Here is a 23,591-nt window from a genome sequence, read left to right as displayed (position 1 = left end):
ACGGATGAACGAAGAAAAGGACATGGCCGACGCCCGCACCATCCTGGCAGGCTACCGCGCTTCGATCGACAACATCGACGCCGCCCTCATCCACATGCTGGCCGAGCGCTTCCGCTGCACCAAGGCGGTCGGCGTGCTGAAGGCCGAGCATGGCCTGCCGCCGGCCGACCCGGCGCGCGAGCAGCAGCAGATCGCCCGTCTGCGCCAGCTGGCCAAGGACGCGCATCTCGACCCCGATTTCGCGGAGAAATTCCTCAACTTCGTCGTCCGCGAAGTGATCCGCCACCACGAACAGATCGCCGCTGCCAACGGCGTGACGAAAACCGGCTGAAACCAAAGATTTAGCCGAAACCATATCAACGAAATCAGAGCTTTTAGGAGATAAGAAATGGCACTGAAGATCAGACTGGCCCGTGCGGGCTCGAAGAAGCGTCCTTACTACCACGTCGTCGTCGCCGACGCCCGTTCGCCGCGCGACGGCCGGTTCATCGAGTCGCTCGGCTCGTGGAACCCGCTGCTGCCGAAGGACGGCGAGCGCGTCAAGGTCGACGCCGACCGCGTCAAGCACTGGCTGTCGCACGGCGCCCAGCCGACCGACCGCGTGCTGCGCTTCCTCGACGAGGCCGGCCTTGCCAAGCGCGACGCCCGCTCCAACCCGAAGAAGGCCGAGCCGGGCAAGAAGGCGCAGGAACGCGCTTCCCTTTTGAAGAAGGCGCAGGAAGACGCTGCCGCTGCTGTCGCGGCCGCGTCCGCGGCACCGGCCGAGGCGGAAGCCGCCACCGCCGAATAAATATCGCTTCATCGCATCGAGAAAACGGCGGGCCTGTGCCCGCCGTTTTGCTGTTTGGTCCTATCTCGCCCCGGCACCGCTGCGTCCCACTTGACGAAGCACCGCGACGTTGATTTTCTTCCGGCTTCAGAGAGGTGTGAGTCTTGAAATCAGTTCTGGTTCTGGCCATCGCGGCCCTGGCGGCGCTAACCCTTGACATGCCAGCCCAAGCGGCCGGTTTCGACAACATCGTCGTTTCAGCGACGAAGGGAGGCGAGGCCCAGAGCGAGTTCCCCGCGGACACACCGGTCGTCTATTTATCGGCTGACCTGGTGGACATCCCGGCCACGTCGACGATCACATTCTCCTGGATTTCGATCGATTCTCATGGCGTTGCGCCGGCCAACTACACGATCGACAAGGTTGACCTCAATGTCGGAGAGAACACCGAGGCGGATTCGCAACTCAGCAAGCCGACGGCGGGGTGGCCAGTTGGCACCTATCGCGTTGATCTGTCTATCGACGGTACGGTTGCGGACTCGGCGCCCTTCAGCATTCGATGATTTGGCTGGCCGTAGCACGGTTCTGTGCGAATAGGTCCCGGCCGACCACGCCTCGCTGAGGCGCCGACGGATCGGATGGACGAACGGCCAGTCACGGAAGAAATCATGTCCGGCGGCGTTGCCGGAACGCTGCTGCGATGCGCTGACGCCACGACGGGTGTCGTGGTGCTGGGCGGATCCAGCGGCCGTGTCGACGTCGCCCGCGCACGGCTGTTTGCCGGCGAGGGCGCGTCCGCCCTGGCGCTCCGGTGGTTCGGCGGCGAAGGCCAGATTCCCGGCATCTGCGAAATCCCGCTCGAGACTTTTTTCGCCGCGACCGACCATCTTGTCGGACAGGGCTGCCGGCGCATCGTCTATGTCGGCACGTCCAAGGGCGCCGAGGCGGCCTTGCTCGCGGCGGTTCACGACCCACGCATCGATGCCGTGGCCGCGATCAGCCCGACATCGGTGGTCTGGGGCAATATCGGGCCCGGCGACGACGGCATCAGTTGGCCCGAGCGATCGTCATGGACGCTGAAGGGGATCCCGCTCCCGTTCGTTCCGACCGAGCCGAACTGGCGCACGAGCCACGTCGATGGCCTTGTGTCCTACAGGGGGCTGTTCGAGCATTGCCTGGCAAGCTTCGAGCAGGAGGCCGACAAGGCCGCCATTCGCGTCGAGACTATCTCGGCGAAGCTTGTGCTGGTCGCGGGCGGCGACGACGCGCTGTGGCCATCCCTCGATTTCGCCCGGTCGATCGTTCGGCGTCGGGAAGATGCCGGAAAGGCCACCCGCCTCGTTTCGAGCCTTGGAGCCGGTCACCGCATTCTCTTGCCGGGTGAAACCACCCCACGGTCCGCATTGCAAGCCCATGGCGGCAATGACCAAGCCGATGCGCGTCTCGGCCGCGACGCCTGGGAATTCATCCGGGACCTACTGTAGGGCGTTTTCAGACGAAAACGGCGAGCCAGTGCCCGCCGTTTTGCTGTCTTCAGTGCTGGTCTCTGCTCAATAGCCGCTGGGGCAGCGGTCGACATAGACACGACCATGACGGTCGCGGTAGCGGCACTGGCCACTTTCGCTGGCGTGGCCAATCAAGGCACCCGCCACGGCGCCAACCGCGCCTCCGACGACGGCGCCCTGGACCGGATCACCGGCCACGGCCGCGCCGACCGCGGCACCACCAAGGCCGCCTATTGCAGCGCCTTTTTCCGTCTGCGAGCACGCGCCCAACGCCATCGTCAGTACCAGAATGGTCATGATTTTCTTCATTTTAGTTCCTCTCACAGGGGGATCGCCATCGCTCCGCCAAGTGCTTAACTCGCAGACGGCTAATTTGATCCAAGAGAGAATGAAGATCGTGGTGCCGCTCGCCCGGGCGACTTCCCGCGAACGGCCGTGCCCGTTCGCATCATGCCTCGGCGTTGCGCTTCAGATTGGCGAGGCCGACCTCGAAATCCCGGCCGATCAGCGTGTCGAAATTCATGAACAGGCCCATCAACTTGGCGATGAAGGGCCGGCTGCCCCGCATCGCCCAGGAGACGGCGGTGGTTTCGCCCGATGGCGTCAAGGTGAAGTCGACGCTGTTGTTGGCGCGGAACGGCTTCTCGAAATCGAGCTTGAGCGCGACCTGCGACGACGGCACCGAATTGACGATCTCCATGCGTCCCTTGCCGGCCTTGCCATTGCCTTCCCAGGCATAGACGGCGCCCTTGCCGCTTGGCGCGCCGGAGAGCGTGCGCTTCATGTTCGGGTCGAGCTTCTCGTAGGGCGACCATGTCGGCCAGCGGCCGAAATCGTTGATCAGAGGGAAGATCGCCTCTGGCGGCGCCTTGATGCTGGCCGTGCGGGTGACGACGAAATCGTTCGGCCGTGTCGCGGCATAGATGAGGACCGCGGCGATGATGACGACCAGGATGATGAGGATGGTGCTGAACATTTTTCTCTCCCTGAAAAATACCGGAAAAACTATCGGCTGAACGGGATCAGTGCGCGCACCTTGGGGTCGCGCAGATAGAGGCCGCCCCACAGGATGACACCGAGGTAGACGCCGAACAGCGTGTGCGAGAACAGCGGATTGCCGATCCGGGCATTGGTGGCGATAGCGCCGCCCATATAGGCGGTGAGCAGGATGGCGCCGAGCACCGATGTGCGCGGCAGCGCGTAGAGCGCGGTCGCGATGAGGCCGATGACGCCGAGCAGGCGCGCGACATTGGCGTCGGCCGGCCAGCCGAGCGGCACCATCGTCTGGGTGACGACATCGAGCGGCGGCAGCTTGATGGCGCCGTCGAAGATCATGAACAGGATGATGATGCCGCTGAGCACACGGCCGGTCCACAAGGCGCCGGACGAGACAGGCGCGGTTTCGGAAATGCTCATCGGTGTTCCCTCCTGATGGTTCGAACCCCTTTCGCCGGGGTCGAACCAAGGACGCGGCACGAGGCGGCAATCCTACAGGGGGCTGGGTTTTTTCGATCCGTCCTTTGGCCGTCAGGCAGGCCGGTCCAGATTCTACGAAAAATAAAACTTCTCGGCTGGCAGCATCTTCGGCGGTGCCTCCCCCAGCGCCTCGAAGACCGAGATCTCGCAAACGCGGCACAGGCCGTCGAGCGCGAGGTCGTTGGCTTCGGTGCCGAACGGGTCTTCGAGCTCCTCCGAAAGCGCATCGAGGCCGAAGAAGGTGTAGGCGATCAGCGCCGTAAACAGCGGCGTCGCCCAGCCGGTGGTCGAGATCAGCCCGATGGGCAGAAGCAGGCAGACAATATAGGCCGTGCGGTGCACAAGCAGCGTATAGGCGAAAGGCAAGGGCGTGCCAGCGATCCGCTCGCAGCCGGCCTGGATGGCTGATATCGACGCCAGCCTTTCGTCAAGGATGCGGAAGCCGATCGGATCGACGTCGCCCGACCGGCGCTGCGCATTGGCGCGCCGCCCCATGCGCCGGACCATCTCGTCGGCCGGATTGGCAAAGGCTGCGACCCTCTCCGCCTCGGCGTCGATGAAGGCGCGGGCGTCCTTGATGCTGTCGATCTTGCGCAACTGGCCGCGCAGGAAATGGCAGAAGGCCAGCGCCTCCATCAGCAAGGCGCGCTGTTCGGCCGGATCGGGAATGAGGCTGGTCGTGGCGCGCGCCAGATTGCGGATCTCGAAGACCAGCGTGCCCCACAGCTTGCGCGCTTCCCACCAGCGGTCATAGGCGGCGTTGTTGCGGAACGACAGATAGATGGACAGCGTCACGCCCACCAGCCCGAACGGCGTGATGTTGAAGACGCCGAGATCGAGCTCGAACCATCGCGCCAGGGCCAGGATGACCGCCGAATAGACGGCGAACCCAAAGATCTGCGGCAGGATGCGCGGCACCACGGAGCCGCGCATGATGAAGAACAGCTGCAGGAAGTTGGGGCGCGGGCGAACGATCATGGACGGCCTTTCACGGACCGGCATCGGCCCTCAGCTGCTCTATTGTGCGATGCGACAGATCCGCAAGCCCGGCCGCCAGCGACATCGCCATGTCGTGCGCGCGGACTATCGGCGTGTGCGGGATGCCGATATTGAGAAGCCTGTGCCCGTTCCTTTTCAGGCGAGAGAAATGACCGGCGAGACCGACCTGAAGACATTGTTGGCATCGATGACACCGGAACTGCTCGACGGCATCCATGTCTTCGCCATGCTGGCGCCTGGGGTTCCCCAGCCGGAGGACCTCGACCCGGTGATGGTGTTTCGCGAGCGCGAGGGCACGACGCTGATCGTGACCGAGGACGCGGCGAAGGCCGCCGGACTGAGCGCCTCGTTCCGCTGCCGGATGATCACGCTGAACATCCACTCATCGCTGGAAGCCGTCGGCTTCCTCGCCGCCATCACCACGCGGCTGGCTAGCGCCGGCATGGGCGTCAATCCGGTCTCGGCTTTCTATCACGACCATCTGTTCGTGCCGGCGGAACGGGCCGAGGAGGCGATGATCTTGCTGCGTGGACTGGCGATAGAGAACGGACGGGTGGAGTAAGGCGTCAGCGCCTGCGGACATACAGAATATCCGGCAGGCCTTCCTCATTGGTCATGCCGTCGCCAAACGACTCGGCGCGGAACCCGTGGCGCTCGTAAAAACGCCGGGCGCCGGTGTTGGCCTGGAAGCAATGGAGTTTGGTGACCGGCAGGGCAGCGGTGGCGTCCGTCAGCAACCGGCTGCCGATGCCTTGCCCCGTCCAGGCCGGGTCGAGGTAGAGCTGCTCCACCCAATCGCCGCTGACGGCAATGAAACCGGCAATCACCTTGCCGGCCTCAGCGACCGTCACCTGCTGCCGTGGCAGCACGATATCGCGGATGAAGAAAAGGTCTTCCTCCGGCGTATGCAGCACCGGCATCCAGTCGAAGGAGCTGAGCGCCGCCCGCATCATGGTCGCGATGGCGGCTGCGTCCGAGCCGATGGCCGGACGCAGGATGGTATCTACGGGCTGAGCGCTAGTCATGAAGGGAACCCCAACGTCTCACTCCGCTGGAACCCCCCATCCGTCTCGGCGCTTCGCGCCGATCCACCTTCTCCCACAGGGGGAGAAGGAAGAAGCGCCCCGGCCGAAGGCCGAGCCCGCGACCGCGGGCCGCCGGTCGTCCGGCGCCCTCGCGGAGGGCCCGCCGCGGCAGCGGCGATACGGCCCGTGAGCGGTAAACTACGCCGCCTTCTTCTTCGGCTGGATCAGGCCGCGCTCGACCAGAAGCTCGGCGATCTGCACCGCGTTGAGCGCGGCGCCCTTGCGCAGATTGTCGGAGACGACCCACATCGACAGGCCGTTGTCGACGGTCGAATCCTCGCGGATGCGCGAGATGAAGGTGGCGTCCTCGCCGGCCGATTCCAGCGGCGTGATGTAGCCGCCGTCCTCGCGCTTGTCCAAGACCTGGCAGCCGGGAGCATCACGCAGGATGTCGCGCGCCTCGTCGGCGGTGATCGGCTTCTCGAACTCGATGTTGACCGCTTCCGAATGGCCGATGAACACCGGCACGCGCACGCAGGTCGCCGTCAGCTTGATCTTGGGATCGAGCATCTTCTTGGTCTCGGCGACCATCTTCCACTCTTCCTTGGTGAAGCCGTCGTCGAGGAAGACATCAATATGCGGAATGACGTTGAAGGCGATGCGCTTGGTGAACTTCTTGACGTCGACCTGGTCGGCGACGAACACCGCGCGGGTCTGCGTGAACAGCTCGTCCATGCCTTCCTTGCCGGCGCCCGACACCGACTGGTAGGTGGCAACCACGACGCGCTTGATGGTGGCGAAATCGTGCAGCGGCTTCAGCGCCACGACCAGCTGCGCGGTCGAGCAATTCGGGTTGGCAATGATGTTCTTGCGCGTGAACAGCGAGATCGCGTCCGGGTTCACCTCCGGCACGATCAGCGGCACGTCCTGGTCGTAGCGGAAGGCCGACGAATTATCGATGACGACGCAACCCTGCTTGCCGATCTTCGGCGACCATTCCTTGGAGACATTGCCGCCGGCCGACATGACGCAGATGTCGGTGTCGGAAAAATCATACTGGTCGAGCGCCTTGACCTTCAGCGTGCGGTCGCCGAACGACACTTCCGTGCCCTGGCTGCGCCGCGACGCCAGCGCCACCACTTCGCTTACCGGAAAGCCGCGCTCTTCCAGTATGTTGAGCATTTCCCGGCCCACATTGCCCGTGGCGCCGACGACTGCAACCTTGAAACTCATAAAGATCTCCTGTCCCTCTCCGCTTGGTTTTTGGAGAAAACCCGCCGGCCAATGCGGGTTCCGTCCCCCGGGCCGAACCCGGGAGAGGGTGGTTAGGCCAAGGGAATCACACCGTTTTGGTGGTGGTTTTTTTGGCCGTGGTTTTGCTGGAACGAGGAGACGCGCCGAGGCGCCCGGCCCAATGGTTCGCATTGAGGCTGGGGGCATCGAATGCCAGAAGAGCCATCGAAAGGCCGCGCATCGAAAAACGATCCCGTTCGAAGCGGGCTTTTACGCGGTTTGCGGCAGGAGTCAATGCGCGGCGCGTCGCATGGCCTTCATGGCGCGCCCTGTACAAGAGCGGCGGCAGGAAGTACGAACGGCCAAGATTGTTTGGCTGGCGCGGCGCCGGCCCCGGCTCGTGCTCCATGATGAGCGCAGACCCCTGAATTCCGAAAGAGCGAGATGTCCAACTTTGAAGGTATCGTCCCGGCGCTGGCACAGGCGCTGGAAAAACGCGGCTATTCCGCACTGACACCGGTGCAGAAGGCGGTGCTGGAACTTGGGTCCGCCGATGCTCTGGTATCGGCGCAGACCGGCTCCGGCAAGACCGTGGCCTTCGGCCTTGCCATGGCGCCGACGCTTCTCGACGGCGCCGAGCGCTTTGGCCATGCGACAGCGCCGCTGGCGCTGGCGGTGGCGCCGACGCGCGAACTGGCGCTGCAGGTGACGCGTGAACTCGAATGGCTTTACGAGCCGACCGGCGCCACGGTGGCGTCCTGCGTCGGCGGCATGGACATGCGCACCGAGCGGCGCGCGCTGGAGCGCGGCGCCCATATCGTCGTCGGCACGCCCGGGCGGCTGCGCGACCACATCACACGGCAATCGCTCGACATGTCGGCGCTGAAAGCGGTGGTGCTCGACGAGGCCGACGAGATGCTCGATCTCGGTTTTCGCGAGGATCTCGAGTTCATACTCGACGCCGCGCCGGCCGAACGCCGCACGCTGATGTTCTCTGCCACCGTGCCGCGCTCGATCGCCACGCTGGCGCAAGGCTACCAGCGCGATGCCGTGCGCATCTCCGCCGCCGGCGAGGAAAAGCAGCATCTCGACATCGAATACCGCGCGCTCAACGTCGCCCAGGCCGACCGCGAGAACGCCATCATCAACGTGCTGCGTTTCTATGAGGCGAAGAACGCGCTGGTGTTCTGCAACACACGCGCCGCCGTCAATCATTTGACCGCGCGCTTCAACAACCGCAATTTTTCCGTCGTGGCACTTTCGGGCGAACTCAGCCAGAACGAGCGCAGCCATGCGCTGCAGGCGATGCGCGACGGCCGTGCGAAAGTCTGCATCGCCACCGATGTCGCGGCGCGCGGCATCGACCTGCCTAACCTCGAACTGGTCATCCACGCCGATCTGCCGACCAATCCCGAGACGCTGCTGCATCGCAGCGGCCGCACCGGCCGCGCCGGGCGCAAGGGCGTCAGCGCACTGATCGTGCCGGGCAGCGCCCGCAGGCGCACCGAGCGCCTGTTGCAGAACGCCGGCCTCAAGGCGACATGGGCGAGTCCGCCCTCCGCCGACGACGTGATCCGCCGCGACGACGAGCGCATCCTCGCCGATCCGGCCTTCGACGAGCCGGTGAAGGACGATGAGCGCGCTTTCATCGACGCGCTTCTCAGCCGGCATGGCGCCGAACAGGTGGCGGCCGCCTTCGTGCGCCAGTGCCGCGCCAGCCGCTCGGCGCCCGAGGATCTCTTGGACGTAGCACCCTTCACGCCTTCACGCGAAAGACCGGCCGGCGAAAAATTCGCGCAGCGCGACGAGGCGCCGAGCCGCCGCGACGATTTCGGCGCCAGCGTGTGGTTCTCGCTGTCGGTCGGCCGCCGGCAGAATGCCGAGCCGCGTTGGCTGATCCCGATGCTGTGCCGCACCGGCAGCATCTCCAAGCGCGAGATCGGCGCCATCAAGATGCAGCCGGAAGAAACCTTCGTGCAGATCGCCGCGGACTGGGCCGACCGTTTTCTCGCCGCCATCGGTCCCGACCGCAAATTGCAGGGCAACATCGTGGTCAAGCGGCTGGACGGCACGCCGGACCTGTCGCGGGCCGGCTATCAGCCACCCAGCCCCGACAAGAAGCCGCATCGCGGCAAGGCGCCATTCGACCCGAACGCGCCGAAGCGCAAATTCGAGAAACGCGCGCCGGCTTCAGTCGATCAGCGCCCGGCAGCCGCGCATGAGGCAAAGCCGTGGGCGAAAAAGCCAGGCAAGCCGAAATTCGACAATGCCGGCCCGCCGAAGCACAAGAAGCCGAAGAAGCGGCCTTCATAACCCCTATAAACGCCGGGACGCGCTCTCCTGCAGCCAGGCCTTGATGGCGGCCCAGCTTGCGGCCGCCGGCGTCGGCCGATGGTTTTGGGCGATGCGCTCGGCCAATGAGGAGCGCCAGGCGTGATCCTCAGCCATCCTGCGGATGGCGGCGTACCAGCCGGCCTGGTCTTCGGAATCGATCGCCGGCATCAGCCCGCCGCTCGCCTCGATCAGCGACGGCGCCGTCGACACGATGACCGGAACGCCGAAATCGAGGCATTCCGAGGCGCCAAAGCCCCAGCCCTCTATATGCGAGGGAAAAACGCCGAACGTGGCGCTGCGATAATAGCCGATGAGCTGCTCGTCGCTGACCAACCCGGTGAAAGTGACCGACTGGAGCAGTTCGGGATGCGCCTTGAGAAAAGCGCGCAGCGGTTCGATCATCCAGCCCCAGCGCCCGGCGCAGACAAGCCTTGGCAGCTTGACGCCCTCGTCGCGCGCCTGTTGCCAGATCCGCGCCAGCAATATGTGGTTTTTGCGCACTTCGATGGTCGAGCAGTAGAACACGAACGGCTCGCCGGTCTCGATGCGCGAGGTGCTGCCCATGCGCGATGCCGTCTCGTGCAGGATGGAGGGCATCGGAAACCGGCACACCACCGGCGCGCCGATGCCGGCCTTGCGCATATATTCGGTCAGCGTCGCGCCGACCTCGTCGGAGGCGCAGAATGCCGGCGCACCGGCGCGCACGAGCTGCTCGAGATCGGAGCCGAAACGGCGCTCGCCGGCGCTCGAGCCGATCAGGTCGGGGCGCAATGCCGGGATGATATCGTGGCACAGGAAGGCAGGCTTGCCGGCGCCGCCCGAAACGGCGGACCGGTCTTCCTGGGTCAGGATGTGATGGCTGATCAGCACAAGGCCGGGCTCCGTCTCGGCCGGCCGGGCTGGGGCATCTTCTCGCAAGCCAAAGCGAATCCGCGCCCGCTGGTACAGGCGATAAGCGCGGATCAACAGCCGCGTCGCCTGCCAGGCGATCCCCATGCCGCCATTGGTCACCGTCCTGGCCAGATGGCGGTCCGCGTCACGCTTGTCCCAGGGCTGTTGCCGCACCGCCTCGAAAGCCTGCGACAGCGCCATGCGTCTCCCCGGCCACCGCTTGACACGATGCGGTGAAATCTCGCCCGCCGCGACATGGTCCTGTTCGAAAGGCGCGAGCGGCCGGAACCGGCCTTCGCCTGGCCTGAACGCCACCACCTCCACGTCTGGGTCGGGATCCGCCAATGCAGCGTTGACGAGAAAGCTCTCCACCCGTGGAATGCCCGCCAGGCCCTTGCCCGGCGGCCAGAACATCAGGCCGGTGGCATCGATGGCCAGTGCAGGGGCATACCTCGGCGGCCTTGCGACCTGCCTACCCTCGGTCCCGGCGCTGGCATCGGAATGCTCGACTGTCATGATCTGCTTTGTCGAAGACGGCTACACGTGAAGCCTTATGCTTGATTTGCCGCTAATATGGTAGCCATGCCGCACGGTGTTGCCCATGGGATCGGCCCTGTGCCACACCTTGGCGGGGACGCGGCGACAAGGGGGTGGGCGATGCGTGGCGAAGTGCTTCACTATGACGAAGACCAGGGTTTCGGCTTCATCACCGGAGCCGACGGCAACCGCTACACATTCACCCGCGAGAACCTTCGCCGGCAAACCGCGATGGCCAAGGGCACAACGGTGGAATTCCAGCCGGGCGGCGGCCAGGCGCGTGACGTTTTCTCGATCGCCGCCCAGGCGGCAAGCCCGGCCGCCGGCACCATTCCCGCACCGGCTCAAGCCGGTCCAGCACCTACTGCCGTCGCATCGCCGGCGCAGCATTTCGGCCGGACGTCCGAGCCCTCAGAGCCCACCGACCTCTGGTCCTATTTCTGGGGCGGCGTGACCCGGAACTACTTCAATTTCGCCGGCCGCGCCCGCCGCAAGGAATATTGGGGCTATTGCCTGTTCTGGACGATCGCGTTGCTGGTGATCGTCGGCATCGGCGTTTTCACCGATGCCGAGATCGGCAATTTCGACAACGCCGAGGTGCCGGCGATGACGGTGGGGCTTTTCGGCCTTTTCCTGCTGGCCACCTTCCTGCCCAGCCTCGGCATGATCGTGCGCCGCCTGCACGACCTCGGCCTGACCGGCTGGCTCTGCCTGCTCCTCCTGATCCCGACCTTCGGCAGCCTGATCATCCTGGTCTTCGCGCTCATCCCGACACAAGGGCGCGAAAACCAGTGGGGGCCTGTGCCGGCGGGGGTCAGGATCTAACCTAAACGTGCATCTTGCAACTACTTGCAACTTTAGATAGAGTCCCCGCTCGGCATGACGGGGGCAAAGTATGCGTGGCACGGTCTATCACTTACATCAATGGGGTTGACGGCAAACGCTACATGTTTGCCCGTAGTGATCTAAGCCATGAGGTGGCTCTCGCCAGGGGTACGCTCGTCGAATTCCAGCCAGACGACGGTACGGCTCACAATATAGCCGCTGTGGCCTCAACCTCGCCGTCGTCAAGCACCGGCCGGCCATCGCAACCTAGCCAGCTTGCCGAAAAGCGGCTTGCCGCTTCCACAGGACTGTGGGCGTACTTCCTGTGCACGGTGAGCGTGAACTATTTCAATTTCCACGGACGCGGCCGCCGCAAGGAATTCTGGGCCTTTTGGCTATGCTTTATCCTTGTGCAGTTAGCACTTGTTGGCCTCGGGATACTCGTCAATCTGGCCATCAACGGTTTCGGCATCAACGCGGGCAAAAGCTCGATAGGGTTCCTACCCGCTGGTATCTTTACACTGGCATTCGGCTGGTCGTGGATCGCGCTTGTCGTGCGGCGTCTTCACGACATCGGCCTGAGTGGCTGGCTTGTGTTGATCTGCTTCATCCCGGCTATCGGCGGGGTGGCCGTGCTGGTCTTGGGGCTTGTGCCGTCTCAGGGGCGCGAAAACCAGTGGGGACCGGTGCCGGCGGGGGTCAGGGTTTAGCGACTTCGGCTGCATGCCGCTCGAAACTGCATAAAAGCAAGGAGTTGGCACCATCCAGGCGGAGCAGCAAGATTCCTCTTGCTATTTAATCTGTGCACAGATAGTCCGTGCACAGATCGAATGATTGATCAGCCAGGATGAATGGAGCCGAGACAATGTGGAGCAATGAATACACCGCCATTTCCTCCCTTCCCGCAGCAGCCATCTGGAACGCGCTGAAGGCGTTGCACGAGGGCCGCCTGACCTATGAAGGGTCCGACACTTTCGTGCTGCACGGCCCGTTCGCCAAGGGCACCCGTGTCTCGGTGACGCCGGTCGGGCAGGACACGTTTGAATCGACCATCGTCGATCTCGTCGATAATGCCACCTATGCCGACGAGACGTCGTTCGGTGACACCAAGCTGCTGTTCCGGCATACGCTGGTGCCAGTCGAAGGCGGCACGCAGGTGACGCACCGGCTGGAAATTTCCGGCCCCTCGGCAGCCGAGGTCGGACCCGAACTCGGCCCGCAGATCAGCGGCGATTTCGACGTGTCGATGGCTAAATTGTTCGAGCAGGCAAAGGAGTTTGCGACGGGTGGCTGATGGACAGGATTTGAAAACGCGCTTCAGCGGACCTTCGGAGAGCCCGGGCTTGTTGTTGTGGCGAACCACCATGCGCTGGCAGCGCGTCATGACGGCGGCGCTGGCGCCGCTCGACCTGACTCATGTCCAGTTCGTGCTCTTGGCCTCGGCCATGTGGCTCGGCCGCAATGGCGAGCCGCCCAACCAGGTGCAGCTCGCCGCCCAGGCCGGCACCGAGGTGAAGATGACGTCGGACGTCGTTGCCCGGCTCGAGGCCAAGGGTTTGATCGCGCGGGAAGCCGACCCCAGGGATTCGCGTGCCAAGGTGATCCGCGTCACCCCGGCCGGGGCGGCCGCCGCACAGCGCGCCATCGTTGCCGTGGAGACCGCCGACGCGGCCTTTTTCGAACCGGTGGACGAAGCACAGTTCGTCGGCCTGCTGCAGCAGCTGGCCGGCGAGATCCGCTAAACCGGGAGGTCCTGCGCCAAGGTGTGTTGAGATTCAGGTCAGGCCGAGCCGAGAATGGCGACTGCCGAGAACCGGAGCGGAGCGTACTTGAAGTACGCGAGCACCGGAAGCGCAGGCAGCCGTCATTCGCAGGCCGGCCTCACCTGAATATCGGCACGCCTTAGCCCAGGAACTTGGCGATGATCGCATCGCCCATCTCGACCGTGCCGACTTCGGTCATGCCCGGCGAGAAAATGTCCTTCGTCCGCAGGCCCTGATCGAGCACGGCGGCGATCGCGCCCTCCAGCCTGTCGGCTTCATCGACCATGCCGAAGGAATAGCGCAGGCACATGGCGAAGGAAGCGATCATGGCGATCGGGTTGGCGATGCCCTTGCCGGCGATGTCGGGTGCCGAGCCGTGCACGGGCTCGTAGAGCGCCTTCCGCTTCTTGGTCTTGACGTCGGGCGCGCCGAGCGAAGCCGACGGCAGCATGCCGATCGAGCCGGTCAGCATGGCGGCAATGTCGGACAGCATGTCGCCGAACAGATTGTCGGTGACGATGACGTCGAACTGTTTCGGCCAGCGCACCAGCTGCATGCCGCCGGCATCGGCCAGCATGTGGTCGAGCTTGACGTCGGAATAGCGCGCCTTGTGCGTCTGGGTGACGACCTCGTTCCACAGCACGCCCGACTTCATGACGTTGCGCTTTTCCATCGAGGTGACGTGGTTCTTGCGGGTCCGAGCCAGTTCGAAGGCGACGCCCGAAATGCGCTCGATCTCGAACGTGTCGTAGACCTGCGTGTCGATGCCGCGCTTCTGGCCGTTGCCGAGATCGATGATCTGCTTGGGCTCGCCGAAATAGACGCCGCCGGTCAGCTCGCGCACGATGAGGATGTCGAGGCCTTCGACCACCTCCTGCTTGAGCGAGGAGGACGCCGCGAGCGCCGGATAGCAAATGGCGGGACGCAGATTGGCGAACAGCTCCATGTCCTTGCGCAGCCGCAGCAGGCCGGCCTCGGGGCGCACCTCGTAAGGCACGGCATCCCATTTCGGTCCGCCGACGGCGCCGAACAGCACCGCGTCCGCCGCCATCGCCTTGGCCATGTCGGCATCGGAGATCGCCGCGCCATGCGCGTCGTAGGCGCAGCCGCCGACCAGGCCCTCATCGGTGGCGAAGCCGCTGCCGAGCTTTTCGTTCATGGCCGATATCAGCTTCTTGACCTCGGCCATGGCCTCGGGGCCGATGCCGTCGCCGGGGAGCAGGAAAAGATGCTTCGTTGCCATGGAGAAACCGTCCCAGAAAGAATTTGAACCGCGGCCTTGCTAAACGCCAAGCGCTTGCGGCGCAAGCCTGCGGTTCAGAACCACGATCACCGATGTGAGAGAATGTTGACCAGCCGGCCCAGGGGATCGCGCACATAGAAGCGCCGCACACCCCACGGTTCGTCGGCCGGACCGTATTCGATGGCGAAGCCGGCGGCCTTCATGCCTTGAAGTGCAGCCTCGAGATCGTCGACCTCGATCGACAGGTCCGGCACCGGCGTGCCGGAGCCGCCTTGCACCATGAAGGAGACCTGCACCTGCATCTTTTCCGCGGAGCCGTAGGTGACGATCCAGCCCTGATCCATCAGCATGTCGAGGCCAAGCACATTCTGGTAGAAGCGTTTCGCCGCCGCTGCATCCTGCGTCTCGATATTGGCCACGATGCGCCGGACCTTCATGGTTCAGCGCCTCGGAGCCGAGCGCCGCAGCGCCGTGACTTCGATCTCGATCTTCATTTCCGGCTTGTTGAGCTGGCACACGATCATTGTCGCCGCCGGCCTGATGTCGCCGAATGTCTCGCCCAGGATCGGGAAGACCACATCCACGAAGGCCTGGTCGGTGATGTAGTAATGCGCCCGCACCACGTCTGATATCTCGAAGCCGCCGTCGGCCAGCGCCTTGCCGATCGTCGCCAGGCAGTTGCGCGTCTGCGCCTCGACCGTTTCCGGCATCGTCATCGTCGCGTAATCATAGCCGGTCGTGCCGGAGACGAAGCACCAGTCGCCCTGCACCACCGCGCGCGAATAGCCGGCGGTCTTCTCGAAGGGCGAACCGGTGGAGATCAGTTTGCGCATGGGAGGCCTCCTTGAATTGTGGGCCTGCGTCTAGCAGGCGGCGCGGCGCGGGTCGTGGGCCAAGCAGGGCGGACCATTGTCACGACGCGGCGAAGTGCTGCCTCGGAGATTAGTCGGGGTATCCCTCCCGTCGTCATCCTGGGGCGTAGCAAAGAGCGAAGCGACGCGGCGCAGACCCGTGGATGACGAAGCTCTGTTGGCCGTCGCGCAACGCTAGTGCCCTAGTTCCCCGACGCCTGCGCGTCGTCGAGCGCCTTCTTGATATCGTCCGGCCAGTCCTTGAGCGGCGGCCAGGCCGCTGGCGCGCCATCGTCACCACGCCGCGAGAAATAGACCGTGTGCTTGGCCGGATCGACCGCCATGAAGCCGTCATTGCCGCCGCAATCATGCGGCACGCAGCCGGTGGCGTAAAAGGCGCCGGAGGCCGTCTTTTCCGTGCCGCCGCCGACCAGCAGGCTGGTCGCCATGTCGGGCATGGTGTCGCCGAGCAGCGCCTTGGCCGCCTTGTAGACAGCCTCATTGTGGAAGGCATCGATGATGTTGTCGTATTTCGACGGATCGATATCCTTCCAGTCGGTGCCGGGTTCGGGCGTGTAAGCGAGGTTGCCGGAAGTCGTCAGGCCTTCGGTCGGCGACCATTGCAGGGCCGGCTTCTGATCGCCCGGCAGCAGATAGGGCACGAAATAGATGGCGCTGTCGGAGATCGCCGCCGGCGGCGCGCCGCATTCGTCCTGCTCGACCGTCGTGGTCTTGATCTCGCCGTCCTTCGGCTTCCAGACGATGACCTTGGCCGGGCCGCATTGATTGCCGCCGTCGCCGACATCGACCAGCGCCACGTTGACGTCGCCGATCTTCACGATCTTGTCGAAGAAGACATCGTAGTTGCTGGCCAGCTGCTTGCCGTCATAGGCGAGCACCTTCTCGCCGTCCTGCTCCGGCTGCGTGATGGTCAGCTGGCCGCCCTCGAACGCTATCGGCGCCTGCTTGTCGTCGTCGGCGGGCGCCGCGTCGCTGGTGTTGGACGATCCCTGGTCGGTCGCCGGCTGCTCGGCCGGTTTCTGGGCTGCCGCTGGCGTCTGTTGCGCCGCGGGCGTCTGTGTCTGCGCAAAGGCGCTCGCGGCGGGCACCACCACCAGCGCCAGCCCGCAAACGCCGGCAAGAAGCGAACGTGCCATGACTGTCCCTCCCTTCAGTCGCCACCAAACCCGGCCGGAACGCGGCCGGGCCTATCGTCGGACGGTGCCGCTCAGGCCCAGGGACGCTGTTCGGCGTTCTTCTTCTCGAACGAGGCGATGGCGCCGGCCTTCTCCATGGTCAGGCCGATATCGTCGAGGCCGTTGAGCATGCAGTGCCGCTTGAAGTCGTCGAGGTCGAACTTGACGACGCCGCCATCGGGGCCGCGGATTTCCTTGGCTTCGAGATCGATCGACAAAGTGGCGTTGGAGCCGCGCGAGGCGTCGTCCATCAGCTTCTCCAGATCTTCGGGGCTGACGGTGATCGGCAGCACGCCGTTCTTGAAGCAGTTGTTGTAGAAAATGTCGGCGAACGAGGTCGAGATGACGCAGCGAATGCCGAAGTCGAGCAGCGCCCACGGCGCGTGCTCGCGGCTCGAGCCGCAGCCGAAATTGTCGCCGGCGACCAGGATCTGCGCCTTGCGGTAGGCCGGTTTGTTGAGCACGAAATCCGGATTTTCCGAACCATCGTCATTGTAGCGCATTTCGGCGAACAGGCCGGTGCCGAGGCCGGTGCGCTTGATCGTCTTGAGATAATCCTTCGGGATGATCATGTCGGTGTCGACATTGACGATCGGCATCGGAGCGGCGACGCCGGTGAGCTTGGTGAACTTTTCCATGGCTTTGGCCCGTGTTTTCGTTGCGGGGGATTTGCTGACGCCCCGTTTACACAAAGCCGAGGGCAAATAAAAGGCAACTGTTCGTGCGCGCTGGCACAAGGGGCGTACCACAAAGCGACTTCGAATTCGCGAGGCGATGATGCAGTCTGACCGGCATGGCTGAAAACTCCCATGTCCTCTACGCAAGCGAGTCCGCGCTCGACATCGCCGAATTCCGCCGCGTGCTGGTGGAATCCGGCCTCGGCGAGACGCGGCCTGTCGATGATCCCGCCAGGCTGCGGGCGATGCTGTCCGGTGCCAATCTTGTGCTGACCGCGCGTCTCGATATCGAAGGCAAGCCGCTGATCGGCGTGGCCCGTGCGGTCACCGACTTCTCCTGGGTTTGCTACATCTCGGAACTCGCCGTGTCCCGATCGGCGCAAGGGCTCGGCATCGGCAAGGGCCTGATGGACGAGGCGCGACGGCAGCTTGGGCCGTCGGTCGCCATCAGCCTGATTTCCATGCCCGACGCCGTCGGCTTCTACGAACGCATCGGCATGAAGCGCATGGCCGACGCCTTCTGGTTCTCCCGCAAGGGCTGACTTTTTTCTCCCGTGGCCGCGCCCAGCCGCCGACGGTGTGCGATCTTGTCGCTTGACATGCAACCAAATGGTTGCATATTAAAGCGATGAGCATGGATGCAGTCTTTCGCGCCCTGGCCGACCCGACACGCCGGCAATTGCTGGACAACCTCCATGCCCGGAACGGGCAGACGCTGAACGCGCTGTGCGCGGAGATGGACATGACACGCCAGGCGGTGACCAAGCATTTGGCGATCCTGGAGGAAGCCAACCTCGTCACCACGCTCCGCAAGGGACGCGAGAAGCAGCACTACCTCAATCCGGTCCCCATCAACGAGATCGCCGAGCGCTGGATCGGCAAGTTCGAGCGCCATCGGCTGGATGCATTGAGTGATCTGAAGAAACGCCTCGAAAGGGAAGACTGATGAGCAACAGCTTCGTTTACGTGACCTACATCCGCACCACGGCCGAAAAACTCTGGGAGGCGCTGACCGACCCGGAGTTCAACCGGCAGTTCTTCCTCTGCTCCTATCAGGAGAGCGAGTGGAAGGTCGGCTCCAGCTGGAAACTGATCTTCCCCGACGGCCGCGTCGCCGACTCGGGCGAGATCCTCGAGATCGACCCGCCGCGACGCCTGGTCATCAAATGGCGCAATGAATGGATGCCGGAGGTCAAGGAAGACGGCTACACGCGCTGCACCTTCACAATCGAACAGGACGGCGAGCTGATGAAGCTGGCCGTCACCCACGAGGCCGACGGCCCGCACCGGCTGATCCCGAATGTCAGCAAGGGCTGGCCGCTGGTGCTGGCGAGCCTCAAGAGCCTGCTCGAGACCGGCAAGGGTTTCGAGCGCCCGCCAACGAAAGGGTGAAAGGCTCGTTTCGATACCGAAACAAACTGGATGTGGAGGCAGAAATGATGCACGTCCTCGGGGTACAGAGCATGACCAATGGCGAGACGATCATGGCGTCAGCCGAGATCGAAGCGCCTGTGGAACGCATCTTTCGCGCGCTGGTCACGAGAGAAATCGAGCAATGGTGGGGGACCGCCGACACCTACCGGATGGCCGATTGGTCGGCCGACCTTCGCGTCGGCGGTCGCTGGACGGTCGTCGTCCGCACTGCCGGCGGCGGGGAGCTGCCGGCCGGCGGCGAATTCCTCGAGATCGAAGCGCCGCGCCGTATCGTGCAGACGCGGGCCTATGCCTGGGACCATCCGACGCTTGGCCGGCGGCAAACCACGGTCGCCTGGCTGCTCGAGCCGACCGCCAAGGGCACGCGCCTCACCATCTGCCATGGCGGTTTTGCCGGCCTGAGCGATGCGGCGGCCGAGCATGCCGAGGGCTGGGGCCGGGTGCTGGCCTGGCTGCAGGCCTATGTCGGGGATGGAAGACTAGCGGCGGCCTGAGCAGCGGGACGGTGGCAACGGCTCGTCGTTCATCTCGTCTTGACCCACACTTCATCTGGTCCACATCCCATGCATGGAAAAGCAGGGATGTTTCATCGGCACGGCCGGCTGGGGAATTCCAACCCGATATAAGGAGGACTTGCCGCAACCCGGTTCGCATCTCGAACGCTACGCCCGCCGATTTCCGATCGTCGAAATCGACACGTCCTTCCACAAGCCACACCGTCGCGAGACCTACGAGCGCTGGGCACGCTCCGTGCCGGAGCACTTCCGCTTTGCCGTCAAGACGCCCAAGACAATGACCCATGAGCATCGTCTCGCGGATGGCGATGCGCTTGCGGAAATGTTCCTCCAGCAGGTCGAAGGTCTCGGCGAAAAACTGAGCGTGCTTTTGGTGCAGCTGCCGCCGAGCTTGCCGTTCGAGCCGGACATCGCCTGCGGTTTCTTTGACATGCTGGGCAGGCGGACAAAGGCAAGGCTGGCATGCGAACCACGCCACCCGAGCTGGTTCGAAGCAGAGGCGGGAACGCTCCTTGCCGACCGGCGGATCGCGCGCGTTGCCGCCGATCCCGCTCCTGTACCGGCTGCTGCGATGCCGGGCGGTTGGGCCGGCCTTGCCTATTTCCGCTGGCACGGCGTGCCGCGTGTCTACTACTCGGACTATGACGCCGAAAGCCTCGACCGGATCGGCCGGCAGCTGCAGGCAGCGGCCGCCTCGGGCGCGGAGGTCTGGGGCATCTTCGACAACACGGCCGCCGGCCACGCGCTCGGCAATGCTCTCGCTATCGATGCGACGGTTGACTAGGCGCTTCTCAAATCACATTCAATTCCCGGAACGCCCGCCCCTCGGCCACCCGCTCATAGCCGAACGCCGAGCAATCGATCGTCCGGTACCCGCCATGCACGATCAACTCGGCCAGCGCCTTGCCGACCGCCGGCGCCTGCTGCAGGCCGTGGCCGGAAAAGCCGTTGGCGAAGAGGAAATTGCCGATCTCTGGATGCGGGCCGATCACCGCGTTCTGGTCGAGCGTGTTGTAGTCGTAGTGCCCGGCCCAGGCGCGGGTCGCCTTGATGGCCTCGAAGGCGGGAATGCGGGTCGCCAGCACAGGCCAGATCACCTCTTCGAACAGCGGCCAGTCGACCTCGAAATCGGCGGGATCGGCCGGGCCGTCGCCTTCTTCCGGCTCGGCGCCGCCTGTGAGGTAGACCGAGCCTTCCGGCCGCACATAAATGCCGGAGGGATCGACCAGCAGCGGCATGTCGGCATATTTCTCGCGCGCCTCGAACACGAAGACGTTGCGCTTGCGCGGCTCGACCGGCAGCGCCAGCCCGGCGAGGGCCGCGACCTTGCCGGCATTCGGCCCGGCGGCGTTGACGACGATGCCGGCTTCCAAGGTCTGGCCATTTTCGAGGGAGACGCCGGTGACGCGGTTGCCGTTGCGCGTAATGCCGGTGGCCGAAGCGGCGATGAAATCGATCTTCTTGTCGCGCAGCGCCTTGCGGAACAGCGTCAGCATCGCATGCGCGTCGAACCAGCCTTCGCCGGTCCGGCCATAGGCGCCGGCGGAAATGCCTTCAGCCGACAGCCAGGCGAAGCGCCGCGTCAGCTGCTCGGCGTCCTCGAGCACGATGTCGGCGCCTTCGGCGACCTGTGCATCATGGTTTGCCTTGAGCACCGGCAGGCCGTTCTCGCCGGCCAGGATGAGATAGCCACCCTCGCGGAACCCGATATCGGCATCGGCGCCGAACGTCTCCTTCAGCCGCCGGAACAGCTTCAGCGTGAATTGCGATAGCCGGATGTTTTCGGGAATCGAGAATTGCTGGCGGATCGAGGCCATGGACAGCGTCGTTGCCGCATGGGCGAATTGCGGATCGCGCTCGATGAGCGCGATGGAGCCGGAAAACCCCTCCTCGCGCAGATAGTAGGCAATGGAGGACCCGACGATGGCCCCGCCGATGATGACGATGTCGTAGCGCACGCTTAATGCCTCTCCAAGCCTAGAGCATGATCCCGAAAAGTGGCCGCCGGTTTTCGGAAGAGATCATGCTCCCTCTCATACTACCGGCAGTGTGATCTCGAAGCGCGTGCCGCGCTCGGAGTCAACCAGCCGGATCATACCATCATGCGCTTTCAGGAGGGCCAGCACGATGCCGAGGCCCATGCCGGTGCCGCCGGTGGAGCGCCGCGTGGTGAAGAACGGCTCGAAGATGCGCGCCCGGTTGCTCGGCGAAATGCCGGCGCCGTCGTCGCCGACCAGCACCGTCGCCTTGCCGCCGGCGCTTGCCGCCGTGATCGAAACGAGCGTCGCGGCGTGCCTGGCGGAATTGTCGATGAGATTGGCCAGCACGATTGCCGCGTTCTCGGCCGAGATGCGCAAGGCGAGATCGCCGCCCGCCTCGATGCGGACCGCCAGCCTGGTGTCGGCGGGCAGCAGGGCCAGCGCGGCACCGATCGAGGTGCTTTCGCCGCTCGGTGCAAGATTTTCGGCCTTGGCCAGATCGAGCAGCCGCCGCACCAGCAGATTGAGCCGCCCGGCATCAGTGACGATGTTGTTAGAGAAGCGCCGCCGCTCCTCATCATCCATCGTGCTGCCGGAATCGCGCAGCAATTCGGCCGCGCCCTGGATCGCCGTCAGCGGCGATTTGAGCTCGTGCGAGACATGGGTGGCGAAGGTCTGGATGCTATCCGAGCGCGCCTGCAGCTTTTCGGCCATGTCGAGGAAGGCGGCGGACAGCTCGGCCATTTCGTAGGTGCCATGATGGTCGAGCGGCCGAATTGCGTCACGCTCACCGGCGGCGATGCGCTGCGTGCGGTCGATCAGCGCATAGATCGGCCGGCTGACCGTGCGCAGGAACACCAGGCCGATGAGCAGCGTGCCGCCGAGGATGGCGATCGCCGCCAGGGTCACCTTGCCGCGTTCGCCATAGAGATGCTTGATGATGTTGTTGGGTGTCCGCGAGACATAGACCACGCCGGCGACCCGGCCATCAACGGCCACCGGCAGGGCGACGAAGACCCGCACCTTGGTACCGCGGCTGACCGAATAGAGCGGTGGCGTCGGCTGGTCGGGGATGCGCAGCCTGAGCGCGCTGGCATAGTGGCCGCCAAGTGCCGTGCGCACCTCGTCGACCTCGCCAAGCGACTGCCCGACCTCGCCACGTCCGGCAATGACGACACCTGTGGGATCAAGCAGCCGGAAACCGGCCAGCGTGGTTTTCTGTGTGGCGTCGAGAATGCCGGACAGGCGCGTGCCGATCGCGGCGAAGGCCGGATCGGTGGTGGCGGGCATGGCGGCGGGCCGGGTCGGCAGCACGGCGTCTGAGGCGAGATCGAGCTGCGGCTCGATCGGCCGGTACGGGCCGTCGGGATTGGCTGCTCGGCTGGCACCGCCATTGGCCTGCGGCATCGGCGCGCCGAGTTTGTCCGGGGGAATGCCGGCGTCGCGCACTTCCTGCGCATAGATGGCGGCGATGGCCGCCCCTTGCGCGATCAGTTCCGCCTCGGTCTGGCGGATCAGCTGGTTTTCGTAGAGGCGAAAGAAGAACAGGCCGACCAGCGGCAAGGCCATCACCATGATCAGGATGGCGACGACGACCGTGGCAAGCCTTGGTCGCCATTTGCGGCCGATCCATTTGCTGGAAGTCGTCAGCCGCATCGGCCGAGCCGGAAGCCGACGCCATGCACGGTCTCGATGGCGTCCAGGCAGCCCACCGCCGCCAGCTTGGCGCGGATGTTGCGGATATGGCTGTCGACGGTGCGGTCGGCGACATGGATCTTGCCGGCATAGGCGTTCGCCATCACCGCGTCACGGTCGAGCACATGCGCCGGCCGCGCCAGGAACCCTTTCAGGATCGAGAATTCGATCCCCGTCAGGGCAAGGGGCTTGCCGTCGAAGCTTGCGGCGTGGCTGGCCGGCGCCAGAGTGAGCTTGCCATGCGAAAACTGCCGGTCGTCGGCCGCCTCGGCCGCCGCCGGGCGGGCGCGGCGCAGGATGACGTTGACGCGGGCGACCAGCTCGCGCGGGCTGAACGGTTTCGTCACATAGTCGTCGCCGCCCATTTCGAGCCCGAGGATGCGGTCGATCTCCTCGTCGCGCGCGGACAGGAACAGCACCGGCACGTCCGATGTGTGGCGCAGCCGCCGGCAGACCTCCAGCCCGTCCATCTCCGGCATGCCGATGTCGAGCACGACGAGGTCCGGCGCACGGCGTCCGATTTCCTGCAAGGCGGCGGCCCCATCGGCCACGCCAAGCGTCTTCATGCCGGCCTTTTCCAGCGCGAAGCAGATCACCTCGCGGATGTGCGGGTCATCGTCGGCGACGAGGATGTGATGCGGCAT

31 protein-coding genes are annotated in these 23,591 nt (G+C 64.7%); 15 read left to right on the top strand and 16 right to left on the bottom strand.

Annotation, left to right across the window (positions count from 1 at the left end; translation table 11 throughout):
• The first annotated feature begins 4 nt into the window (after positions 1-4).
• From D3242_RS07905 to D3242_RS07890, 4 genes are all read left to right on the top strand, one after another.
• On the top strand, positions 5-331 hold the full coding sequence (locus D3242_RS07905; protein WP_019862096.1) for a chorismate mutase: 327 nt from the start codon (positions 5-7) through the stop codon (positions 329-331).
• A gap of 57 nt (positions 332-388) precedes the next feature.
• Positions 389-790: a 30S ribosomal protein S16 gene (gene rpsP / locus D3242_RS07900; protein WP_064981515.1), complete on the top strand. Its 402-nt coding sequence runs from the start codon at positions 389-391 to the stop codon at positions 788-790.
• A gap of 143 nt (positions 791-933) precedes the next feature.
• Positions 934-1,332, top strand: a complete 399-nt coding sequence (locus D3242_RS07895) for a hypothetical protein (RefSeq protein WP_038650664.1) — start codon at positions 934-936, stop codon at positions 1,330-1,332.
• A gap of 105 nt (positions 1,333-1,437) precedes the next feature.
• A complete protein-coding gene (locus D3242_RS07890; RefSeq protein WP_064981750.1) occupies positions 1,438-2,253 on the top strand; it encodes an acyl-CoA thioester hydrolase/BAAT C-terminal domain-containing protein in 816 nt (271 codons plus the stop codon).
• A 66-nt stretch (positions 2,254-2,319) separates the two neighbouring features.
• On the opposite strand, the gene D3242_RS07885 is transcribed toward D3242_RS07890, so the two are convergent.
• From D3242_RS07885 to D3242_RS07870, 4 genes are all read right to left on the bottom strand, one after another.
• The gene (locus D3242_RS07885; protein ID WP_019862099.1) at positions 2,320-2,583 is read right to left on the bottom strand and encodes a glycine zipper domain-containing protein; all 264 of its coding nucleotides are present in this window, start codon (positions 2,581-2,583) and stop codon (positions 2,320-2,322) included.
• Between the two features lie 139 nt (positions 2,584-2,722).
• Complete coding sequence (locus tag D3242_RS07880; RefSeq protein WP_038650670.1) at positions 2,723-3,250, bottom strand: SRPBCC family protein; 528 nt, start codon at positions 3,248-3,250, stop codon at positions 2,723-2,725.
• A 29-nt stretch (positions 3,251-3,279) separates the two neighbouring features.
• Positions 3,280-3,690 (bottom strand): DoxX family protein, encoded by a 411-nt coding sequence (locus tag D3242_RS07875; RefSeq protein ID WP_027047550.1) that lies wholly within the window; start codon positions 3,688-3,690, stop codon positions 3,280-3,282.
• A 132-nt stretch (positions 3,691-3,822) separates the two neighbouring features.
• Positions 3,823-4,728, bottom strand: a complete 906-nt coding sequence (locus D3242_RS07870; RefSeq protein ID WP_064981516.1) for a bestrophin family protein — start codon at positions 4,726-4,728, stop codon at positions 3,823-3,825.
• A 169-nt stretch (positions 4,729-4,897) separates the two neighbouring features.
• Between D3242_RS07870 and D3242_RS07865 the strand changes: the two genes are divergently transcribed.
• Positions 4,898-5,311, top strand: coding sequence for an ACT domain-containing protein (locus D3242_RS07865; protein ID WP_027047552.1), 414 nt, complete (start codon positions 4,898-4,900; stop codon positions 5,309-5,311).
• A 4-nt stretch (positions 5,312-5,315) separates the two neighbouring features.
• Here D3242_RS07865 and D3242_RS07860 read toward each other — a convergent pair whose 3' ends face one another.
• The 3 genes from D3242_RS07860 to D3242_RS07850 form a co-directional block, all read right to left on the bottom strand.
• The gene (locus D3242_RS07860) at positions 5,316-5,774 is read right to left on the bottom strand and encodes a GNAT family N-acetyltransferase (RefSeq protein WP_064981518.1); all 459 of its coding nucleotides are present in this window, start codon (positions 5,772-5,774) and stop codon (positions 5,316-5,318) included.
• 198 nt (positions 5,775-5,972) lie between these two features.
• Complete coding sequence (locus D3242_RS07855; RefSeq protein WP_010912399.1) at positions 5,973-7,007, bottom strand: aspartate-semialdehyde dehydrogenase; 1,035 nt, start codon at positions 7,005-7,007, stop codon at positions 5,973-5,975.
• 106 nt (positions 7,008-7,113) lie between these two features.
• Positions 7,114-7,416, bottom strand: coding sequence for a hypothetical protein (locus D3242_RS07850; protein ID WP_064981520.1), 303 nt, complete (start codon positions 7,414-7,416; stop codon positions 7,114-7,116).
• A 35-nt stretch (positions 7,417-7,451) separates the two neighbouring features.
• On the opposite strand from D3242_RS07850, the gene D3242_RS07845 reads away from it, so the two are divergent.
• The gene (locus D3242_RS07845; RefSeq protein ID WP_064981522.1) at positions 7,452-9,320 is read left to right on the top strand and encodes a DEAD/DEAH box helicase; all 1,869 of its coding nucleotides are present in this window, start codon (positions 7,452-7,454) and stop codon (positions 9,318-9,320) included.
• A 3-nt stretch (positions 9,321-9,323) separates the two neighbouring features.
• On the opposite strand, the gene D3242_RS07840 is transcribed toward D3242_RS07845, so the two are convergent.
• Positions 9,324-10,748, bottom strand: coding sequence for a glycosyltransferase (locus D3242_RS07840; RefSeq protein WP_064981524.1), 1,425 nt, complete (start codon positions 10,746-10,748; stop codon positions 9,324-9,326).
• Positions 10,749-10,889: 141 nt separating this feature from the next.
• Between D3242_RS07840 and D3242_RS07835 the strand changes: the two genes are divergently transcribed.
• From D3242_RS07835 to D3242_RS07820, 4 genes are all read left to right on the top strand, one after another.
• The gene (locus tag D3242_RS07835) at positions 10,890-11,594 is read left to right on the top strand and encodes a DUF805 domain-containing protein (RefSeq protein WP_064981526.1); all 705 of its coding nucleotides are present in this window, start codon (positions 10,890-10,892) and stop codon (positions 11,592-11,594) included.
• Positions 11,595-11,932: 338 nt separating this feature from the next.
• A complete protein-coding gene (locus D3242_RS33890; protein WP_223217835.1) occupies positions 11,933-12,304 on the top strand; it encodes a DUF805 domain-containing protein in 372 nt (123 codons plus the stop codon).
• A 155-nt stretch (positions 12,305-12,459) separates the two neighbouring features.
• A complete protein-coding gene (locus D3242_RS07825; protein WP_064981529.1) occupies positions 12,460-12,888 on the top strand; it encodes an SRPBCC family protein in 429 nt (142 codons plus the stop codon).
• Positions 12,889-12,958: 70 nt separating this feature from the next.
• Positions 12,959-13,336, top strand: coding sequence for a MarR family winged helix-turn-helix transcriptional regulator (locus D3242_RS07820; protein WP_223217834.1), 378 nt, complete (start codon positions 12,959-12,961; stop codon positions 13,334-13,336).
• Between the two features lie 160 nt (positions 13,337-13,496).
• Here the strand turns inward: D3242_RS07820 and leuB are convergent, their stop codons facing one another.
• From leuB to leuD, 5 genes are all read right to left on the bottom strand, one after another.
• Complete coding sequence (leuB, locus tag D3242_RS07815) at positions 13,497-14,600, bottom strand: 3-isopropylmalate dehydrogenase (RefSeq protein ID WP_032932300.1); 1,104 nt, start codon at positions 14,598-14,600, stop codon at positions 13,497-13,499.
• Between the two features lie 86 nt (positions 14,601-14,686).
• Positions 14,687-15,037, bottom strand: a complete 351-nt coding sequence (locus D3242_RS07810) for a VOC family protein (protein ID WP_064981533.1) — start codon at positions 15,035-15,037, stop codon at positions 14,687-14,689.
• A gap of 3 nt (positions 15,038-15,040) precedes the next feature.
• Positions 15,041-15,433: a RidA family protein gene (locus tag D3242_RS07805; RefSeq protein WP_019862118.1), complete on the bottom strand. Its 393-nt coding sequence runs from the start codon at positions 15,431-15,433 to the stop codon at positions 15,041-15,043.
• 221 nt (positions 15,434-15,654) lie between these two features.
• Positions 15,655-16,608: a hypothetical protein gene (locus tag D3242_RS07800; protein WP_038650692.1), complete on the bottom strand. Its 954-nt coding sequence runs from the start codon at positions 16,606-16,608 to the stop codon at positions 15,655-15,657.
• 71 nt (positions 16,609-16,679) lie between these two features.
• The gene (gene leuD, locus D3242_RS07795; protein ID WP_019862120.1) at positions 16,680-17,285 is read right to left on the bottom strand and encodes a 3-isopropylmalate dehydratase small subunit; all 606 of its coding nucleotides are present in this window, start codon (positions 17,283-17,285) and stop codon (positions 16,680-16,682) included.
• A 155-nt stretch (positions 17,286-17,440) separates the two neighbouring features.
• On the opposite strand from leuD, the gene D3242_RS07790 reads away from it, so the two are divergent.
• The 5 genes from D3242_RS07790 to D3242_RS07770 all read left to right on the top strand — a co-directional run bounded on the left by D3242_RS07790 (position 17,441) and on the right by D3242_RS07770 (position 20,057).
• A complete protein-coding gene (locus D3242_RS07790) occupies positions 17,441-17,866 on the top strand; it encodes a GNAT family N-acetyltransferase (RefSeq protein WP_027047554.1) in 426 nt (141 codons plus the stop codon).
• Between the two features lie 92 nt (positions 17,867-17,958).
• Entirely contained in the window at positions 17,959-18,270 is a 312-nt protein-coding gene (locus tag D3242_RS07785; RefSeq protein WP_064987727.1) for an ArsR/SmtB family transcription factor, read from the top strand.
• A complete protein-coding gene (locus D3242_RS07780; RefSeq protein ID WP_019862121.1) occupies positions 18,270-18,716 on the top strand; it encodes an SRPBCC family protein in 447 nt (148 codons plus the stop codon). Before D3242_RS07785 ends, D3242_RS07780 begins: the two co-directional genes overlap by 1 nt.
• A gap of 44 nt (positions 18,717-18,760) precedes the next feature.
• A complete protein-coding gene (locus D3242_RS07775) occupies positions 18,761-19,252 on the top strand; it encodes an SRPBCC family protein (protein WP_064981535.1) in 492 nt (163 codons plus the stop codon).
• A 73-nt stretch (positions 19,253-19,325) separates the two neighbouring features.
• A complete protein-coding gene (locus D3242_RS07770) occupies positions 19,326-20,057 on the top strand; it encodes a DUF72 domain-containing protein (protein ID WP_064981536.1) in 732 nt (243 codons plus the stop codon).
• 7 nt (positions 20,058-20,064) lie between these two features.
• On the opposite strand, the gene D3242_RS07765 is transcribed toward D3242_RS07770, so the two are convergent.
• The 3 genes from D3242_RS07765 to D3242_RS07755 all read right to left on the bottom strand — a co-directional run bounded on the left by D3242_RS07765 (position 20,065) and on the right by D3242_RS07755 (position 23,591).
• Entirely contained in the window at positions 20,065-21,231 is a 1,167-nt protein-coding gene (locus D3242_RS07765; protein ID WP_064981538.1) for an NAD(P)/FAD-dependent oxidoreductase, read from the bottom strand.
• A 75-nt stretch (positions 21,232-21,306) separates the two neighbouring features.
• Complete coding sequence (locus tag D3242_RS07760) at positions 21,307-22,908, bottom strand: ATP-binding protein (RefSeq protein ID WP_064981540.1); 1,602 nt, start codon at positions 22,906-22,908, stop codon at positions 21,307-21,309.
• On the bottom strand, positions 22,899-23,591 hold the full coding sequence (locus D3242_RS07755) for a response regulator transcription factor (protein WP_019862126.1): 693 nt from the start codon (positions 23,589-23,591) through the stop codon (positions 22,899-22,901). Before D3242_RS07755 ends, D3242_RS07760 begins: the two co-directional genes overlap by 10 nt.

Origin of the sequence: Mesorhizobium jarvisii (assembly GCF_003601985.1) — a bacterium.
Lineage (GTDB): Bacteria > Pseudomonadota > Alphaproteobacteria > Rhizobiales > Rhizobiaceae > Mesorhizobium > Mesorhizobium jarvisii.
Note: the sequence above shows the minus strand (reverse complement) of the source record. Positions and strands in the feature narration are given on the sequence as shown.